General features: G+C 45.0%; 10 protein-coding genes. All 10 read left to right on the forward strand.

The window, feature by feature from the left end:
- The first annotated feature begins 10 nt into the window (after nucleotides 1–10).
- On the forward strand, nucleotides 11–1363 hold the full coding sequence (tssK, locus tag I2494_RS00400) for a type VI secretion system baseplate subunit TssK (RefSeq protein ID WP_218465917.1): 1353 nt from the start codon (nucleotides 11–13) through the stop codon (nucleotides 1361–1363).
- On the forward strand, nucleotides 1360–2019 hold the full coding sequence (gene tssL, locus I2494_RS00405) for a type VI secretion system protein TssL, short form (RefSeq protein WP_218465916.1): 660 nt from the start codon (nucleotides 1360–1362) through the stop codon (nucleotides 2017–2019). The genes tssK and tssL overlap by 4 nt, the downstream gene beginning before the upstream one ends.
- Nucleotides 2020–2257: 238 nt before the next feature.
- Entirely contained in the window at nucleotides 2258–3973 is a 1716-nt protein-coding gene (locus I2494_RS20580; protein ID WP_218465915.1) for an OmpA family protein, read from the forward strand.
- A 10-nt stretch (nucleotides 3974–3983) separates the two neighbouring features.
- Entirely contained in the window at nucleotides 3984–4472 is a 489-nt protein-coding gene (locus I2494_RS00415; protein ID WP_108899318.1) for an Hcp family type VI secretion system effector, read from the forward strand.
- A gap of 159 nt (nucleotides 4473–4631) precedes the next feature.
- Nucleotides 4632–7379: a type VI secretion system ATPase TssH gene (gene tssH / locus I2494_RS00420; RefSeq protein ID WP_218465914.1), complete on the forward strand. Its 2748-nt coding sequence runs from the start codon at nucleotides 4632–4634 to the stop codon at nucleotides 7377–7379.
- A gap of 4 nt (nucleotides 7380–7383) precedes the next feature.
- Nucleotides 7384–10557: a type VI secretion system Vgr family protein gene (locus I2494_RS00425; protein ID WP_218465913.1), complete on the forward strand. Its 3174-nt coding sequence runs from the start codon at nucleotides 7384–7386 to the stop codon at nucleotides 10555–10557.
- Entirely contained in the window at nucleotides 10557–11438 is an 882-nt protein-coding gene (locus I2494_RS00430) for a hypothetical protein (protein WP_218465912.1), read from the forward strand. The genes I2494_RS00425 and I2494_RS00430 overlap by 1 nt, the downstream gene beginning before the upstream one ends.
- A gap of 27 nt (nucleotides 11439–11465) precedes the next feature.
- Entirely contained in the window at nucleotides 11466–15425 is a 3960-nt protein-coding gene (locus I2494_RS00435) for a toxin VasX (RefSeq protein ID WP_218465911.1), read from the forward strand.
- Complete coding sequence (locus I2494_RS00440) at nucleotides 15426–16103, forward strand: hypothetical protein (RefSeq protein WP_218465910.1); 678 nt, start codon at nucleotides 15426–15428, stop codon at nucleotides 16101–16103.
- Nucleotides 16104–16279: 176 nt separating this feature from the next.
- A complete protein-coding gene (locus tag I2494_RS00445) occupies nucleotides 16280–16954 on the forward strand; it encodes a hypothetical protein (RefSeq protein ID WP_218465909.1) in 675 nt (224 codons plus the stop codon).
- Nucleotides 16955–17045: the final 91 nt, after the last annotated feature.

Genomic DNA, 17045 nt, shown 5'->3' on the forward strand with positions numbered 1-17045 from the left:
GTTTGAAATAATGAAGATCCACCGCCCGTTATGGAGCGAAGGTGCGTTTTTGTCGCCGGAACAATTCCAGCAACAAAGTCGATGGGAAGCGTTTAGTAACGACCAGATTGCCAGGCTTAGCCTGGCTAATCCCTGGGGGGTTCAGCGTGTGGCGTTTGACGCTCAGGCTTTAACATTGAATAAACTCAATGCAGAAAGTTTAAGCGTGCGTTTTCCCGATGGCAGTTGGATAGATACCGACGTCTCTGATGCGTTACCGCCGGCACGTGACCTGAAACAAAGCATTCCTGCCGACCGTAATGAAGTCACGGTTCTGTTGGGGTTGCCGCTGTTACATGCTAACGGTGGAAACTGCCATCAGGAAGGTAACTACTCGGAACGGCCATTACGCTACCGGCAGGAATGGGTTGAAATTCAGGACGTGTTTGGTCAGGGGAATGAATCCATTGCCGTTGAGCGCTATGCGCTCACGTTACTGTTCGATTTCGAAGAACAGGGGGATTATCTCACCTGTCCACTGGTTCGCCTGAAACGTGATGCTAACGGTCTGTTTGCCATTGAGCAGGCTTTCTTACCACCGCTACTGAGTTTAACTGCCAGCAACGGCGTACTGACTCAACAGCTTGATATGTTATGCACTCAGGTGCAGTCAAAACGCCAACGTTTGATGGGTATGCGTCGTGAACGCAATCAGCAAATGGCGGAATTCGCTGTCGCTGATGTGTCTCTGTTCTGGTTGCTTAACGCGCTGAACAGCCATGAGCCATTGCTTAAATTTTTACAGCAGTATCCGGTTACCCATCCGGAACAGCTCTATCAACAATTGGTTTCGCTGGCCGGTGCGTTATTGACGTTCTCGCTGGAGCATGACGTTGAGGCGATCCCGTCCTATCAGCATAGCCAGTTAAATATGGTGTTTCCGCCGCTGTTTAAGCTAATTGGTCAATTGCTGGAGGCCAGCCTGCCATCGAGAGTAATTGCTATCGATTTGGTTCACAGCAATGGTACTCGTTGGTCTGGTCGTTTACAGGATAGTCGACTGACAGAGGATACAGACTTCTACCTGTCGGTACGTTCATCATTACCGGCGCATCAACTGCTGGAGCTAATGCCGGTATTGTGCAAAGTGGGTTCGCCAGATGATGTGAATCAAATTATCAACTCGGCACTGTCTGGCATTCCCCTCAAAGCATTAAGCCATGTACCGGCAGCTATTCCGTTGCGTCTGGATAATCAGTACTTCGCTCTGGACTTAACCCACCCGGCCGCGCAGAGCATGCTGGCAGCACGTTGCTGTGAGTTTTATGTTCCACGCTCGTTGCCGGACGTTTCTCTGGAACTGTTTGCGGTACTTAAATCATGAGCCAAAACCTGAAAAGTGTCTCCATTGATGAATTGTTACGTGATATCGCCCTGACGGTGGTTCATTTGCGTGCCGGCTCAGTGGTTGAACAAGGGGAAGCGCTATACAAACGTTGCGTAGAGCAAATCAATCAACTGCGTAAGCGCTTAACCGACATGCAATGTGCAACTGATGAGGTTAACGATATCAGCTACGCCGCCTGTGCTTTGCTGGATGAAACCGTGCTGTTACGTAATAACGATGAAGGTTACGACGTCTGGCAGGGCACGCCGCTACAGGTCACCTTTTTTAAAACTTACCGGGCAGGTGACGAACTGTTTGAGCGCATTCGTCAGCGAATACGCCATCCGGAAGGTGCTCAATTAGTGCTGGCTTGTTATGACCGTATTTTGGGGTTGGGGTTTCAGGGGCGCTATTTGTCTCAGCCGCAGACAGAAAGAGAACAGCTGGTGATGGCGGTTCGTGAGCTGCTGCCTGAATTATCAACGGCTAAAAATATGTCGATGATCAATGCGGTGCAGGGGAAAGGTGGCTTCTGGCGTAACTCTTCACTGCTGTTCTGGACTGGTATTTCCGTGATGGCAGTGATTTTACTGTACATGCTGTTACGCCAGCACCTGGACAGCACACTGGTTCAGCTATTACAGAACGCATAACAACTTTTCAATCCGGCTCTGTGATGCAGCCGGTATGAAAAACAATGCAATTAATCAGGCGTTTTACAGGAGAGAAAAACTTACACAGCAATAGGGGGAAGTCCCCTGGGTATTGACCTTAAGACGTGTGGATAGCTTAGCGTTATACCCGGGTATCACCTTATCGATGGGGTAAGGGATCCTGCACAACGATACGGCATTGCAAAATCGACGTGGGATTGAAATTAAGGATGTGAATGTGGGTGATTACCCTTGGCGAGTGCAGCTGCTGTATGCCACCTGTCTCTGTCTGGCTCTGCTGCTGTTCTTCCTACCCTTGCCAACCGGCTGGGTAGTTATAGGTTGTGTGCTGACCCTGTTGGTCAGCGGATATAAAGGGTGGCGCACCTTACGGTATACCAGACAGGTTAAGCATGTATCGCCTTATCTGGATGCGCTGGACAGACAACTGGAAGCATTGCCGGAGCGCCTGAGGCGCCGGTTACCGGTGATATTAGTCACCGGCGATGCCACCACCGGTTACTTTGCTGAACAAGAGGATCGGCAGGTAGCGATAAGCGGTAAAAGTATCTGGATTGCAGTACCGGATATGTCGGCGCTCTCTCTGACGGCCGATGCCCTGAGTGGCCGCTGGCCTGAGATGGCAGGAAGGATAGGGGTGTTGTTCACACTAACTCCTGAACGCTATATCAACAGCCAGTCACTGGTGGGCTATCTGCAAACGTTTCGCCAGTCATGGGCGGATGCCAGCAAAACCAGCGGCTATAAGCTGCCGGGGTATCTGGCAGTTAATGCCCGACTGGGTGATGAGCCCTCTGAGTCAGCCCCCTGGTTCTGGTGGAATAAACAGAGTTCGGGAATACGCATTTTAGATGACTGCCATACGCCGCTTAATCAGTGGTGTCAGCAGGGAGAGCCGCAACACCAATATCGGCGCCAGCATATGGCGGTGATGTTGAAAACATTACAACAGTGGCTGGATGAGCAGGTTATTCAGGTACTAAACGATACACAACAGCCGGTTCCCCAGTGGATACCGGGGGCGGTAGCGTGCCTGAACATTAATTTACCGGGTGAAAGTGAAAACGTCTGGCAGCGCTATTTAGCCGATGTTACCACCTTATCGCTGCCAGCGGCCTCAACGACGAATCAGTCAATCGTTTTGCCTGAGCGATTAGTGGAGGATATGCCGGTGTACTGTCAGCTACCGGCAAAGAAACGGGCGGTTTGTCATGCGGTGATGCTGACAGCGTTATTTGCTGCAGTCGCGCTGTGCGCATCGGCTTATAACAATCGCCAGTTGCTGCAACATATTGCCGGAGATCTGAATGCTTACCGGCAGATAGCAATGGACAGCTACGACGAAAAGTTAACCAGCCTGAACGTGCTGAAAACCGATCGTCAATTGTTAGATAAGTATTACCGGGAAGGGGAACCAGAGCGGTTAGGGCTGGGGTTGTATACCGCGGGGCGTTTGATTATGCCGCTGGATGTGGCGATTAAAACTTATCAACCGCCACCACCTCCGCCACCGCCACCTCCACCAGAGGAAGCACCGAAGCTGGTGCGACTGGACAGTATGTCACTGTTTGATACCGGAAAAGCACAGCTGAAAACCGGTTCAACCAAAATTCTTGTAGACGCTTTAATCAATATTAAAGCCAAGCCGGGATGGCTGATTCTGATTGCGGGCCATACCGATGCCACAGGAAATCCAGAGAGTAATCAGACGCTGTCACTGGCCAGAGCGGAATCGGTTCGCGACTGGATGATAGAGACCAGTGATATCGAGAAAACCTGTTTCGCCATTCAGGGGTACGGGGCAACTCAACCGATTGCTGACAATGAGACAGCAGAAGGAAGAGCGGCTAACCGCCGGGTGGAAATCAGTTTGGTGCCAGAAGCGTCGGCGTGTCAGCCGGGCGCCGGGCATCAGATATCTCAACAAAACTAAGGAGAGAGTAATGGCAATTCCTGCATATCTGTTTGTTAAAGATGATGGTGGTGCAGACATCAAGGGATCGGTGACGGTTCAAGGACGTGAAGGCAGTATTGAACTGGTTGAGTTTGACCATAAGGTTCATATTCCAACTGATGGTAACACCGGCAAATTAACCGGTACTCGCGTACATGCACCTTTAACTTTCGTTAAAGAAGTGGATTCTTCATCCCCTTATTTGTACAAAGCAGTGACCACGGGTCAAACCCTGAAATCTGCTGAAATCAAATGGTTCCGTATTGATGATTCCGGTCAGGAAGTTGAGTACTTCAACACGTTGATGGACAGTGTGAAAGTGGTTTCTATTAAGCCAATCATGCACAACATCAAAGATCCAAGCAAAGAGCGTTACAACCACCTGGAAGAAGTGGAAGTGCGTTATGAAAAAATCACGTGGACTTATAAAGATGGCAACATCATCCACGCGGATAGCTGGAACGAAGGCCGCGGCTAAATCCCCGTCGTCCTTGAAACAGTGGCGGCGTTAGCTGCGTTCACTTGCTGCCTTGCCACTGTTCCAATGACCTAGGGTATTCGCACCATCATGCACCGGAGGATTTCTGCCGGTGCATCTATCTCCAATATAAAATCATGTTGTGCCAGGGAGCAGCCAATGATCACCGATCCTTCCGTATTACTACGTCGACTAAACCCTTATTGCGCCAGAGCGTTGGAGGCGGCTGCCAGCCTGTGTCAGACGCGCGCACATCCAGAAATTACCTTAGAGCACTGGTTGCTGAAATTGCTGGAGCAAGGGTGCGGCGATATGACGGTGATCGCACGTCGCTATGAGCTGGATTTGGATGGCGTATGGCAGGCATTGCTTAGCCAACTGGAAACTTTACCCCATACGGTACAGCAAAAGCCGGTCTTATCCGGCGTAGTTCAAGAGCTGTTAAAGTCAGCCTGGCTTATCGCCTCGCTGGAAAATCATGCAGATTCCGTACGCTCAGCCCATATTCTTCAGGCGCTGATCGACAACCCTCAGTGGCTGAAAGCCCGGGACGCCTGGCCATTGCTCAGTGTTTCTCAGGTTCAGCTTCAGCGTTTATTACCCATTCTGGACGAGCTTTCTGATGAGAGCCCTGAGCGGGTTAACGCGCCAACTTACGATAGCGCTGAATCCGTCAGTGCAGATATCGTCCCTACAGCACCCGCGGGTTCGCTCAATAAAACCGCAGCGGCACCGGCACAACCCACTGCATTAGACCGTTTCACCATCAACCTCACTGCCCGGGCAAAAGAACAAAAAATCGATCCGGTTTTTGGTCGTGATGTGGAAATTCGTCAAATGGTGGATATCTTATCCCGCCGTCGCAAAAACAACCCGATTCTGGTGGGTGAGCCTGGCGTAGGGAAAACTGCGCTGGTGGAAGGACTGGCGCTGCGCATTGCCGAAGGTAACGTTCCGGACAGTTTAAAACCGGTCAATATTCATACGCTGGACTTAGGCTTGTTACAGGCAGGAGCCGGCGTAAAAGGTGAGTTTGAACAGCGATTAAAAAATGTCATTGAAGCAGTACAACAGTCACCAACGCCAATTCTGCTGTTTATTGACGAAGCCCATACCATTATCGGTGCCGGAAATCAGGCGGGCGGCGCCGATGCGGCTAACCTGCTGAAACCCGCACTGGCACGGGGTGAGTTGCGCACCATTGCCGCCACCACCTGGTCTGAATACAAGCAGTATTTCGAACGTGATGCAGCATTGGAACGGCGCTTTCAGATGGTGAAAGTGGATGAGCCGGATGATGAAACCTCGGCCCTGATGTTGCGCGGCCTTAAGTCTCGCTATGCCCAGCATCATGGAGTACATATCTTAGATGAAGCGGTTCGCACAGCGGTTTCATTGTCGCGTCGCTATATCACGGGTCGCCAGCTACCGGACAAGGCGGTGGATTTGCTGGATACCGCTTCAGCCCGGGTACGTATGGGGTTAGATACCATTCCGGAAGAGATCACATTATTAGAAGCCCGGCTTTCCGCGCTGGAGTATGAGTATATCGCCCTGAGTGAAGACAGAGAGCTGGGGGAAGCGATCCCGGAATCCCGTCTGGATGAGATTAAAACTGAGCAGCAAGTATTGATTCAGAAAATTGAGCAACGCACCGTACAGTTTACTCATGAAAAGCAAATTATTGAGCAGTTAATTGAGTTGCGTTCCTGGCTGAACCAGTCGGATTTACCACAAACGCCGCAGGAGATCACGGAACAGATCAATCAGCTTCAACAACAGCTTTACGACGTACAGGATTCGGTACCTCTGTTATCACTGGATGTCGACAGCCGCACCGTTGCCAGCGTGATTGCCGATTGGACTGGCGTACCGTTAGAAAGCCTGATGAAAGATGAGCAAAGCAACCTGCTAATGTTAGAAAGCGAACTGGCACAGCGGGTGATTGGGCAGGATGAAGCGCTGATATCACTGGCTCAGCGCCTGCGGGCAGCGAAAACTGGCCTGACGCCGGAGCAAGGGCCATTAGGGGTATTCTTGCTGGTGGGGCCATCAGGTATCGGAAAAACCGAAAGCGCACTGGCGCTGGCAGATATTTTGTTTGGCGGCGAACGCTCACTGATTACCATCAATATGTCTGAATATCAGGAAGCCCATACGGTTTCTCAACTTAAAGGTTCACCTCCGGGCTATGTGGGTTACGGGCAAGGCGGTGTACTGACCGAAGCAGTACGTCGCCGTCCTTACAGCGTGGTTCTGCTGGATGAAGTAGAAAAAGCCCATCGTGATGTGATCAATGTGTTTTATCAGGTGTTTGATCGTGGCTTTATGCGCGATGGTGAAGGGCGTGAAATTGACTTCCGCAATACCGTGATTCTGATGACCGCTAACCTGGGCAGTGACTACATGATGGCGCTGCTGGAAGAGCAGCCACAGGCGACTACCGCAATGTTGCATGAAGTGATCCATCCTATTCTGCGTGACCACTTCCAGCCAGCCTTACTGGCCCGTTTCCAGACGGTGATTTACCGTCCGCTGGGTGCTGATGCGTTAAGAAAAATTGTGGCGATAAAAATGGGCAAAGTGGCGGAAAGATTACAGCGTCACTACGGCATTGAATTCAGGGTGGAAGAGAGCCTGTTTGACGAGCTGGTGAGCGCCTGTCTGCTGCCAGACAGTGGAGCCCGTAATATCGATAGCTTGCTGAATCAGCAAATCTTGCCGGTCTTGTCGCAAACCTTGCTGCATATGCAATCACAGCAGAAAAAAGCCAAAGCGCTGGCCTTAGGTTACAGCGAACAGGAAGGCATTACGCTGGATATTATTGAACACGGAACTACCTCAATTACACATTCTGCACCGGAAGCAGAGATAACCCTGGGCGTTTCTGAGTCAGAAAAGGAGTAACTGAATGAAAGACCAACTGATAAAAAAAGGTAAAGATCTGCTGGACGAACAGCTTCAGGCCTATGGTCTGGGGGGAATGTCAGGTCAGGGCAGTAATAGCGGCGGTAACAGTTCTGCTGCAAGCTTTTCATCATTAGGTGATGGGTTAAACCGTTATCAGTTGGCGATTGATGGCTTGAATGCTCAACTTTCAGTATTAAGCGTACAGGGCCATGAGCACCTGAGTGAAACCTGGCAATACGACATTCAGTTTACCGCACAACATGGCCTGACCATGGAACAGGTGCTGAGTGAAAAAGCGGTATTTACGCTGGCACCGGGTGGTATCAGCAGCCTGAGCGGTGCAGCTGGTCAGTTAAGCAATGAACTGATGAGCGCGTTTAATGCCTTTGGTGGCATGTTCAGCGACAAGATAGGCAGCGCATCTAATTCTCTTTCCGGTGGTTTTTCCATTAACAGCGTCAGCCAGATGGCCAGTCGCGGTATGGGGATGGTGAATCAGGCCAGCTCGGCGGTAAGCAAGCTGGGCGGCATGGCAAATTCCATTGGCGGTATCGCCGGTAGGGCTTCGGGGTTACTGGGTAAGGCCGGCTCCAGCCTGTCATCGCTGGGGGGGATGGCCAGCTCGCTGGCGGGTGGTGAAAGTGAAACCCGGATTCTGTACGGCGTGGTCACCGCTTTCAGCCAGTTGTCCGGTTCGGCAGACGAAGCCCGCTATTCCATTACCTTATCTCCCCGTTTAGCTCTGCTGGACAACAGCCAGAACAGTGCCATTTTCCAGAATCAGACGGTTCCTCAGGTGGTGGAACAGGTTCTGCGTCAACATGAAATGACCGGGGTGGATTTCCGTTTTGAACTGACAGAAACCTATCCGGTGAAAGAGTACATCACTCAGTGGCAGGAGAGTGATTTAACCTTTATTCGCCGTTTGCTAGCGGACAGCGGTATCTGGTTCAGCTTTGAAACCCATACCAAACACAGCTGTGATGTGGTGGTGTTTGGCGATTCAGAACAACAATATCAGGACGGCCCGACCGCCAGCTATCGTCAGCCATCCGGCAATAACGATAATGGCGTGGAATCGGTCTGGGACATGTCAGTAGCGCGTAAAACCGTACCACAAAGCGTACTGACCCAGGACTATAACTACCGTAATGCTCAAACCGGTATGAAATCGGAAGTCAACGGCGCGCAAAAAGATAAAACCACCCGCGGTCAGCACTATGTTTATGGTGAGCACTACCGTGATAAAGGGGAAGTGGTTAACCACGCCAATGCGCAGGATGATTTACTGGGTCAGTTCAGCAATATGATGCCGAATGGCTTAGGGGATATTCCCGGCGTAAGCCAGTTAAGCGGGGTGGCGGGTTCAGTTAGCGGTGCCGTGAGTGGTGTAACGGGAGGCATTGCCGGAGCCGCCGGTCAGGGCGCTTCATTAGCTTCATCAACCCTGTCGCCAACGGGTATTGCCGGTGGCGCGTCTGGTGCCGGTATTGGCGATATGGCCAGTTCAGCAGCGGGTTCTGTTGGTTCAGCGGTCAGCTCTGCGGCCGGTTCAGCAGTTTCCGGTGTGACCGGTGCGGTGCAGAACATGGCCGGTCAGGCCAAAGGCGCTTTCGACAGCGTCGGTAGTTCCCTGAGTGGTTTATCGGATAAGGGCGGTGACCTGTTAAATGGCCTGAACGACAGTGAAGCTGAAGACGGCGCCAGTGATGAACCGGAAGCTGTCGGTCAGGGCGCCTGGTATGCCCGCCTGCGCCATCAGCGCTTTATGACCGAACAAATTACTATTAGTGGTAAAACCACCTTATCCCATCTGGCACCGGGACAGATTCTGACCGTATCCGGCTCGCCGATAGCGGAAGCGGGCAGCGGCATTCTGATTGTGTCAGTAGAGACTCAGGGCGACCGTCAACAGGCTTACGTTATCAGCTTTACCGGTATTCCTTACGACGTCCTGCGCCCGTATCGTCCGGCTCGTCTGGTCTGGCCGACCATCAGCGGCACCTTACCGGCACGGGTGACCAGCCCGGATAACGACACCTACAGTTATATTGATGCTCAGGGTCGTTATCGGGTGAAGATGGACTTCGACCTGAACGACAACTGGCGTAAAGGGGAAGAGAGCCTGTGGATGAGGCTGGCGAAAGCCTACGCCGGTGAAACCTACGGTATCCACTTCCCGCTGATTGACGGCACCGAAGTGGCTATCGCCTTTACTGAAGGCAACCCCGACCGTCCGTATATCGCCCACGCCATGCACGACTCCCGTCATGGGGATGTGGTTACCGTCGCCAACCATAAACGTAACGTTATTCGCACCCCGGCCAATAACAAACTGCGGATGGACGACGAGCGCGGTAAAGAACACATCAAAGTCGCCACCGAATACGGCAAAACCCAGCTGAATATGGGGCATCTGGTGGATGCTGAGCGTAAACAGCGGGGAGAAGGGTTTGAGCTGCGCACCGATGAGTGGGGGGCGATAAGGGCGGGGAAAGGGCTTTATATAACTTCTGAAGAAAAACCGCAGGCTGAAAAACAGCAACTAACCATGGATAATGTGATTGCTGAGTTGGAGCAGGCGCATAAGATGGTTGAAGAGTTAAATAAAATGGCCGCCGCCGCTAAAGCAGAGCTTGCTGATATTCAGGCACAGAATGCACTATTACAATCATCCCTTAATTCTATGAAAGGACCGTCAATATTATCCTATGCACCTGCAGGTATTGCTTCGGTTACACCAACAAGTATTCAACAAACGGCAGGTGAAAATATCATTCATACTGCACAAAATACCGTAGATATAAGTGCATTTAAACGTTTTATGGTCACTGCGGGTGATGTAATCAGCCTGTTTGCCAGCAAAATGGGAATAAAGATCTTTGCGGCTAAAGGAAAGCTGGAGCTACAGGCTCAAGATGATGAAATGGATTTAACGTCTAAACAAAATATGGTGATAACAAGTACTGATAACGAAGTAATAATTAATGCTAAAACGCGTTTAACTTTGGCTTGTGATGGTGCGGCTATTGTCTTGGAAGGTGGAAGTATTACGGTTATCGGACCAGGGGATATTAAAGGTAAGGTTGCAAGTTTTAATATTATCGGACCTGAAAGTTATTCACCTCCTAAACCTGAATTACCAGCAGGCGCATCTTGTTCGGAGACGGCATAATGGAAAAACAGCTTATTTCAATATTAAATAACGATAAAGCAATGTATCGATATTTATTATTAGATGGATTAGCTTCTGTCAGTGAATTAGATCTTGTGAATTTAAATAATCTAAAAAATATCCTTGGAAATGATGCTATCACGGTAGTAGAACGACCGGATCTAACCCACGAGCTATTTTCATGTCCACAACTAGTGGTACTTGCCAGACCAAATGATGATATAGACAGTCGTATTACTAAATTTAGCCTGATACAAGCTAATAGTGAACGTTTGTTTAGCAAACGTTATGTTTGTGGCTGGATGACCAGCGAATTACCTCCAGAAATTGTGGCAAAGCATATTGTAAGAATAGCCCAGTCAATTAGTGAAATGTGTAGTATGCGGTTTACTGCATTTTATGAACCTTTAAGAATGCAGCTATTGCATGATGGAAATAAGATTTGTGATGAATGGTTAGCTGCAACTCTCAATATATTTAATTCTTATTGTTACCTGTCTGTAAATTCTACTTTAAGGCATATAACTCGTTTAAAGCGATTGCCGGAACCAATAGATATATTCATATCTGAAGATGCAAAATTTTATCAGCAAGAAAGTAAAGCATTGTTTCATCTTTATAACGGTTGGGTTGAATGTTCCGCATCTCCACTTGATGATTTTGCGTTATTGCGCGTGGCCAGGTTATATCGTGAAGCTTGGGAACAGAGACTAACCAACATGGAAGATAAATATATATTCTCACTATTATCGTTGAAATACGGTGATCTAATGAAAAACCCGTTAATGGCACAAGCAGTTAATGAGGCAAGGATAGCACCCGGCAGTTTACCTGCAAGGATGAAGGCGATAGAACAGCGTCACTTTATGGCTTTGAAATAACGGAATTTAGGAGATAGGGAGATAAATATGTCTGAGAATACAAATAATAAACAACAAGATAATTTCTTATATGAAACCGCTGAAAAGAAATCAGCCTTATCAGGTAATGAGTGTGGTGTATGTAAACGTAAAGGTTTCCCACTTTTTTTGGTAAGAAAAGCGATTATTCGCAAAGACTATAAAGTAAGTGGATGGTCTGAAAATATTGCTTCTTTAGGGAGTCGTGAGCCTAAAAATAAACTGAGCAACTATTCTTATGCTTATAGAACGTTAAGAACAGGATATGTTTATATTCTTCTCACTCGCACAAAAGCTGGTACAGAGAAGGGACAAGAAGTAGGTAGTAAAGAATTTCTGGGATATGAAATTACCCCCTCAGGTGTATTTCGTCATAAAAGTATTGATGAAATGCAGGAAAAATTTGTTAAAGAGCTACCTGTATCCTGTACTTCTCAAAATCATAATATTCCGGGATTATTTGTTCATATTGATACTGAGGTTTATGGTGGAGAAGCTTATGTTGCTTATAGCCGTAGAGCATGGTCAAAAGATGTCCGTAAACAATATGAAACTGAACCTGCGGGTAGCAAGAAACTAAAACGCTTTAGTAAAATCAATTTGGATCAAAAAAACTCTCCGGCAGACCTTAGTTCAGAAGGTCGCAGTTTTGCTTTTTCAGATTTGTCTGGCGGCAGTAAGAAATTAATGGAATTACTGTTAAGTCAGGAGCAAGTCACTTACCATTTTTATCAGGATGAAGAAAAGAGCACGCAGGAAAAGAATAAATCTACCAATAACTTTGCCACGATTCATCAGTTTAACAGTTTAAAAGCAGATTCAGGTCTGGTAGATCTGGAAGTTACCAGATTACAGAGTACGGGTGATGCCTATCAGGTAAGTTCAGTTGCGGCTTTAGTTGTTGAAGATACTTTTGGTGTTGCAGAGGAGTTGAGTTATCAACGTCAGTTGATGATTAAACCGATTGCAATGGCCATTGTAGAGGCTGAGAGCATTTTTACCACTAGTATGCAGAGTATTTATGATAAAGCTTTAGAAGGTAATACCCAGATAGATAACGTTTTAAAAGAAGATATTGACGATTACCGCAAGCAGCATCCTGAAGAAAGTCAGATCATGTATGATGAAGACTACAAAGAAGGGGACATTAACGAGAGGAAGTATGGAATGTCCCCATCGGGAACCTATGTGACAATGACGAATGTCAAGATAGGTGAGCGCAGTTTTTTAGATAAAAACTATCTTAGAAAATCATCAGGACCTTATTCCTATTTTAATGAGAAGAACCTCCATCTACGTAAAATTTTAACCTATATCGATAATTATAAGCTGGAGAGAAAAACTTATCTTGAAAGTACCGTTGGTGATTATACTCACACACAATACGGGATGATTGTTGAAGGCTCTAAATTAGCGATGTATGTGCCACCTGGGCATATTGAAGTACCAATGACGGCGTTAGAAATTGCAGCGGAGAAGGCAAAATTTAATCCGGGTGAATGTTATGATGTTAAACGGTATAAAAAACCGGATACGGCGGCTGCTAATGTCAATCAGCAATTAAATAAAGAATGGTCCAGATTAGAAAAAAGGCTTAGCACTTCCAGAATAAGCGACTTTAGAAAACAAGATAAGGCGATGTATGATAAGTTGATTAAAGATATTCATGATTTTTCTGTGGATTATTTTACTTATACAACATGGCTATTAGGCAGTAGTGATGGGAGTAGTAAGAGTACATTTGCTCCCGACCCGGGGAGTTATAATGATGTGCCTTTCTGGAATATTGAGTGTGAAACTAATTGTTCAAATAACCATATTGGTTATGTAATGGATTTAATCCAGATAATGGATTTCACATCATTAGGAAATATAAAGTTAGATTATCAATTTGGAGTGTGGGATGTCTTATTAAGGGATAAGTCCACGCTCTACTACCATCTATTCAAAGGATCGGCAGAAGCTAAAGAACAAAAAAGTAGTTTCTGGAATATGTTATTAGAGCTCAGACAAAAACAAAGCGAAGAAAAGAAGAGAGTTATTTCAACGAAAGAAGTCATTAGTATTATAGAGAAAACACATAACGGTAAATTAGATATTCAGTTTACCGCGGAAAAAGGTCAGCATCTGGTCAATCTGTATGAGTTATTGATTGCTAAAGCATCCGCCGGCGTTTCTCAAAAATATCATGATGACAAAATGATAGGATTAGAGCTATTCCGTGTACATATTATGGAAGCGATGATGGCATTGAATGGTACCGAAACTTGTACCGTTGAAGCCACGGTCAATATACGGGACGCTGCCGCAATAGCACGGTGTTATGCATTAAATTCAGTGGTATTTGTTGATAGTAGTACGGGAGAACAGACCGATCGTAATACATCAATACTTCCCGCGATTCCAACATTAACAGAAGCTGATAGCGCAGCAACGGTAACGTTACAGCTTGTATCTGTTGGGGAAAATATTGACGAGCTCTACAATACGTTTAAACCGCTGATACTGAATAGTAGTGGCGGTATTAATAGTGCCTCAGAATTTCGTACTGCATTAAGAGAGCTAAATGATAAAAAAGGTTTTTTACAGTTAGGTTCTCTGACTACCGCTCCTGATTTAAGTGCGATGAGCAACAATACGGTGAGAACAATAGTCACCGATAATGCTAAGGCAAGCTTTTTTACCGCGGCATCATTAATATCAGAACTGGCGTCTTATAATGAAAATAAAGAGAAACTGGCAGCTGTTACAGGCTTAGGGCAAACAGAAAGGGATGAAATTTCCAGATCTCTGGAGATCTCATTTGCAACGATAGTCGCTACCAGCGTTAAATTGATAGACAGTACGGTTAAATCATTGGGAATGTCATTTCATATGCTAATGGCAGGAACTCCACAGCTGACCAGTGCGATGCAGAGTGCTGCGAAAGCATTGTATTTCTCTGGTAATATTTCTGTTATAACGGCCAGTGGTGTACTGGCGATAGTAGGTATTATTGAAGGCGTTACCAATTTATCAAAAAGTAGAAAAATGTTAGCTGCAGGGGAGAATAAGCTGGGTTACGTCTATTGTATTGGTGGTGGATTGCAGATATTTTCCAGCAGTATATTATTGCTTCAGTCATTAGGCATAATCGGTGTGATGGGGATATTTGGTGGGATATTGCTTGCGCTGGGTATTATTGCCGGAATAGCGGCATTGTTACTCTTTTGGGTATTCTCTGATGATTCTGACAATTGGGAAGCGATAGAATTGTGGTTAAACCGGTGTTTATTTGGTAACTGGGAACATAAAGAGAAAGGTTCACCTTATCCGTTAACTAAAATAGGAATGGCGAATGCGTTGAATGATTATTTTGTGGCGCGGATGGGGATGAAATCTGTCCTTAATATAGAGAAAGAATCGTCATTAATCGGCTCTTCTGATATTGCAACGGATAAGCAGGCTGAGATTGAAGCCATGAGTGATGAAGAGATTGAAGCTGCTTATAGAAGGATTCCTAATGCGGATGACAGTACATTAGGGGTGCCGACATCATCACAGCGTGCAGTGATACTTGCCAGTGAGAGGCAGGGGATATCGGGGGATAGTCGGGCATTGTATATTAATATGAGTTTGCCTGGCTATGATATCGATTTAAGTGACTTTAAGGGAACTATACGAGTATTGAATATACAAACTCAACAATCTATGGTTTTAACTATAAATAAAGATAGTAATTTTCCTATAATTGATTCTCAAGGAAAATTATCGTCATTCAGTGTAAGAAAAAATAATGAATTAATTGAATCTGAAGAATATAGTTATCATGATCAATTAAGAAATATGTTTATTATTTATTATAAAATAGGTGAGTTTACGGGAGATCATGAAATTTGTTGTCAAACTCAATATTGGATAACAAAAAAAGAAAATGGTAAAGATAGTAATCCATTGATTTGTACATATTCTTATAAAGCGGAGGTGTAAGTGAGAATGTTCTTTTCTAAATATCATAACATGATTATTCTGTTAAGTTCGTGCATGATTTTTGGGTGTGATAATTATGATAATATGAAAGAATCATTACAAAGTAAAAATGATGAGTTAAACCCTACAGGAAATAGAGCATTTTGTTATTATATAGGTAATGTTCAGTTTCCTTATATTAATGAATCCATAAAAAACAATGATATTGATTGGGTTGTTAATAATAAAAAAAACTTGTCAGTAAGATTACCTGCATTTGTTAATTCCGGTTTGTTGATTAGCAATAAAATCAGTGGCAATGAGGATGCTAATTATGAATATCATCTTACAGATAAAGGTAAAGATTATCTGTATATATATAATAGAAATTTAAAAACAAGAATAAAAAATGAAAATTATTTTTGTTTTGGACGTGTTGTTATTCAGAGTGTGGAGAGTGTTAAAAAAGTTGATCATGGTAATAACATCACACCTCCAGAAACTTTGGTTACGTTTACCTATACAGTAGAAAATATACCCGAGTGGGCATTATCACCGGCATTATTTGAGCCATACAATACTAAAGGCCCCCTTTTTAATAATGGTATCGGCCCCTATAAAAAGAAAATATCGTTAGTAAAGATTAATGGTGAGATTGTTGGTATGAGTGCTGGTGAGAAAATTGGTTATTTTCTTTAGTATTGCAATTATAGTATGTTTATTTAGAAAATAAAGAGAAGCTTTTATCATTTTAAAATGAAAACTATTGTGTTAGATACTAAGTATAAATGTTATTAGAGAATGTGTTTTTTATAGTTTTATGCGAAATATGAATTTAGGGCTTAATTAGAGTTTTTATTATTGAGATGTGGTTCATGTATTATAAGCGTGAGTTGAGAGTTTCTTTATGTTTAGTATGTCTGACTGTATTTGGGTGTGATAGTTATAGTGATGAAAAAATTAATCTACAGCACGAATATGATATATTAAACCCACAAGGTAATAAGGCATTTTGTTATTATATTGGTAACGTTACATTTCCTTACGTTGTGGAACCGATAACCTCAAAAGATGAGGATTGGTCTTCATATAATAAGAAGAAGCTAGACGTTAGGTTACCTGCATTTGTTAAAGCTGGATTGTTAAATAAGGAATTGATAAATAATAGTTTATCTATCTACAAGTATAGTTTAACTAAAGAGGGAGAGAAATACCTGAGTACACATATTAGAAATCTAGGTGATGGAAGTATTAAAAGTAATAGTTATTTTTGCTTTGGGAAAATAGTCATTGAAAATATAAAGGACGTTAACAAAGTTAAATATGAAAATGGTAATCAATATTTTACTGAGACTAATGTAACATTTTCATATTTTGTTGAAAACATACCCGAATGGATTTCATCTGTAGCATTGCTTGAGCCATACAATATGAATTCACCTCTATTAGATAAAGGAACAGGCTTTTATGAAAAAAACGTTTCATTTAGAAAAGTAGAGGGTAAGATTATTGGCTTAAGAGATGGAGATGATATTGGTTATTATTTATAACATTGTTTGAGAATTACTAACTAATAGATGGCTATGATATTGGTTATAGATATGGACACTATTCATTATTGCATCACTAAATAATCAGGAT

The organism is Limnobaculum allomyrinae, from assembly GCF_016649425.1.
Lineage (GTDB): Bacteria > Pseudomonadota > Gammaproteobacteria > Enterobacterales > Enterobacteriaceae > Limnobaculum > Limnobaculum allomyrinae.

Bases quoted from the DNA above. Each gene is read 5' to 3' on its own strand.
- I2494_RS00415 (WP_108899318.1), top strand. From the start codon at position 3,984: ATGGCAATTCCTGCATATCTGTTTGTTAAAGATGATGGTGGTGCAGAC.
- tssH (WP_218465914.1), top strand. From the start codon at position 4,632: ATGATCACCGATCCTTCCGTATTACTACGTCGACTAAACCCTTATTGC.
- I2494_RS00445 (WP_218465909.1), top strand. From the start codon at position 16,280: ATGTATTATAAGCGTGAGTTGAGAGTTTCTTTATGTTTAGTATGTCTG.
- I2494_RS00425 (WP_218465913.1), top strand. From the start codon at position 7,384: ATGAAAGACCAACTGATAAAAAAAGGTAAAGATCTGCTGGACGAACAG.
- tssL (WP_218465916.1), top strand. From the start codon at position 1,360: ATGAGCCAAAACCTGAAAAGTGTCTCCATTGATGAATTGTTACGTGAT.
- tssK (WP_218465917.1), top strand. From the start codon at position 11: ATGAAGATCCACCGCCCGTTATGGAGCGAAGGTGCGTTTTTGTCGCCG.
- I2494_RS00435 (WP_218465911.1), top strand. From the start codon at position 11,466: ATGTCTGAGAATACAAATAATAAACAACAAGATAATTTCTTATATGAA.
- I2494_RS00430 (WP_218465912.1), top strand. From the start codon at position 10,557: ATGGAAAAACAGCTTATTTCAATATTAAATAACGATAAAGCAATGTAT.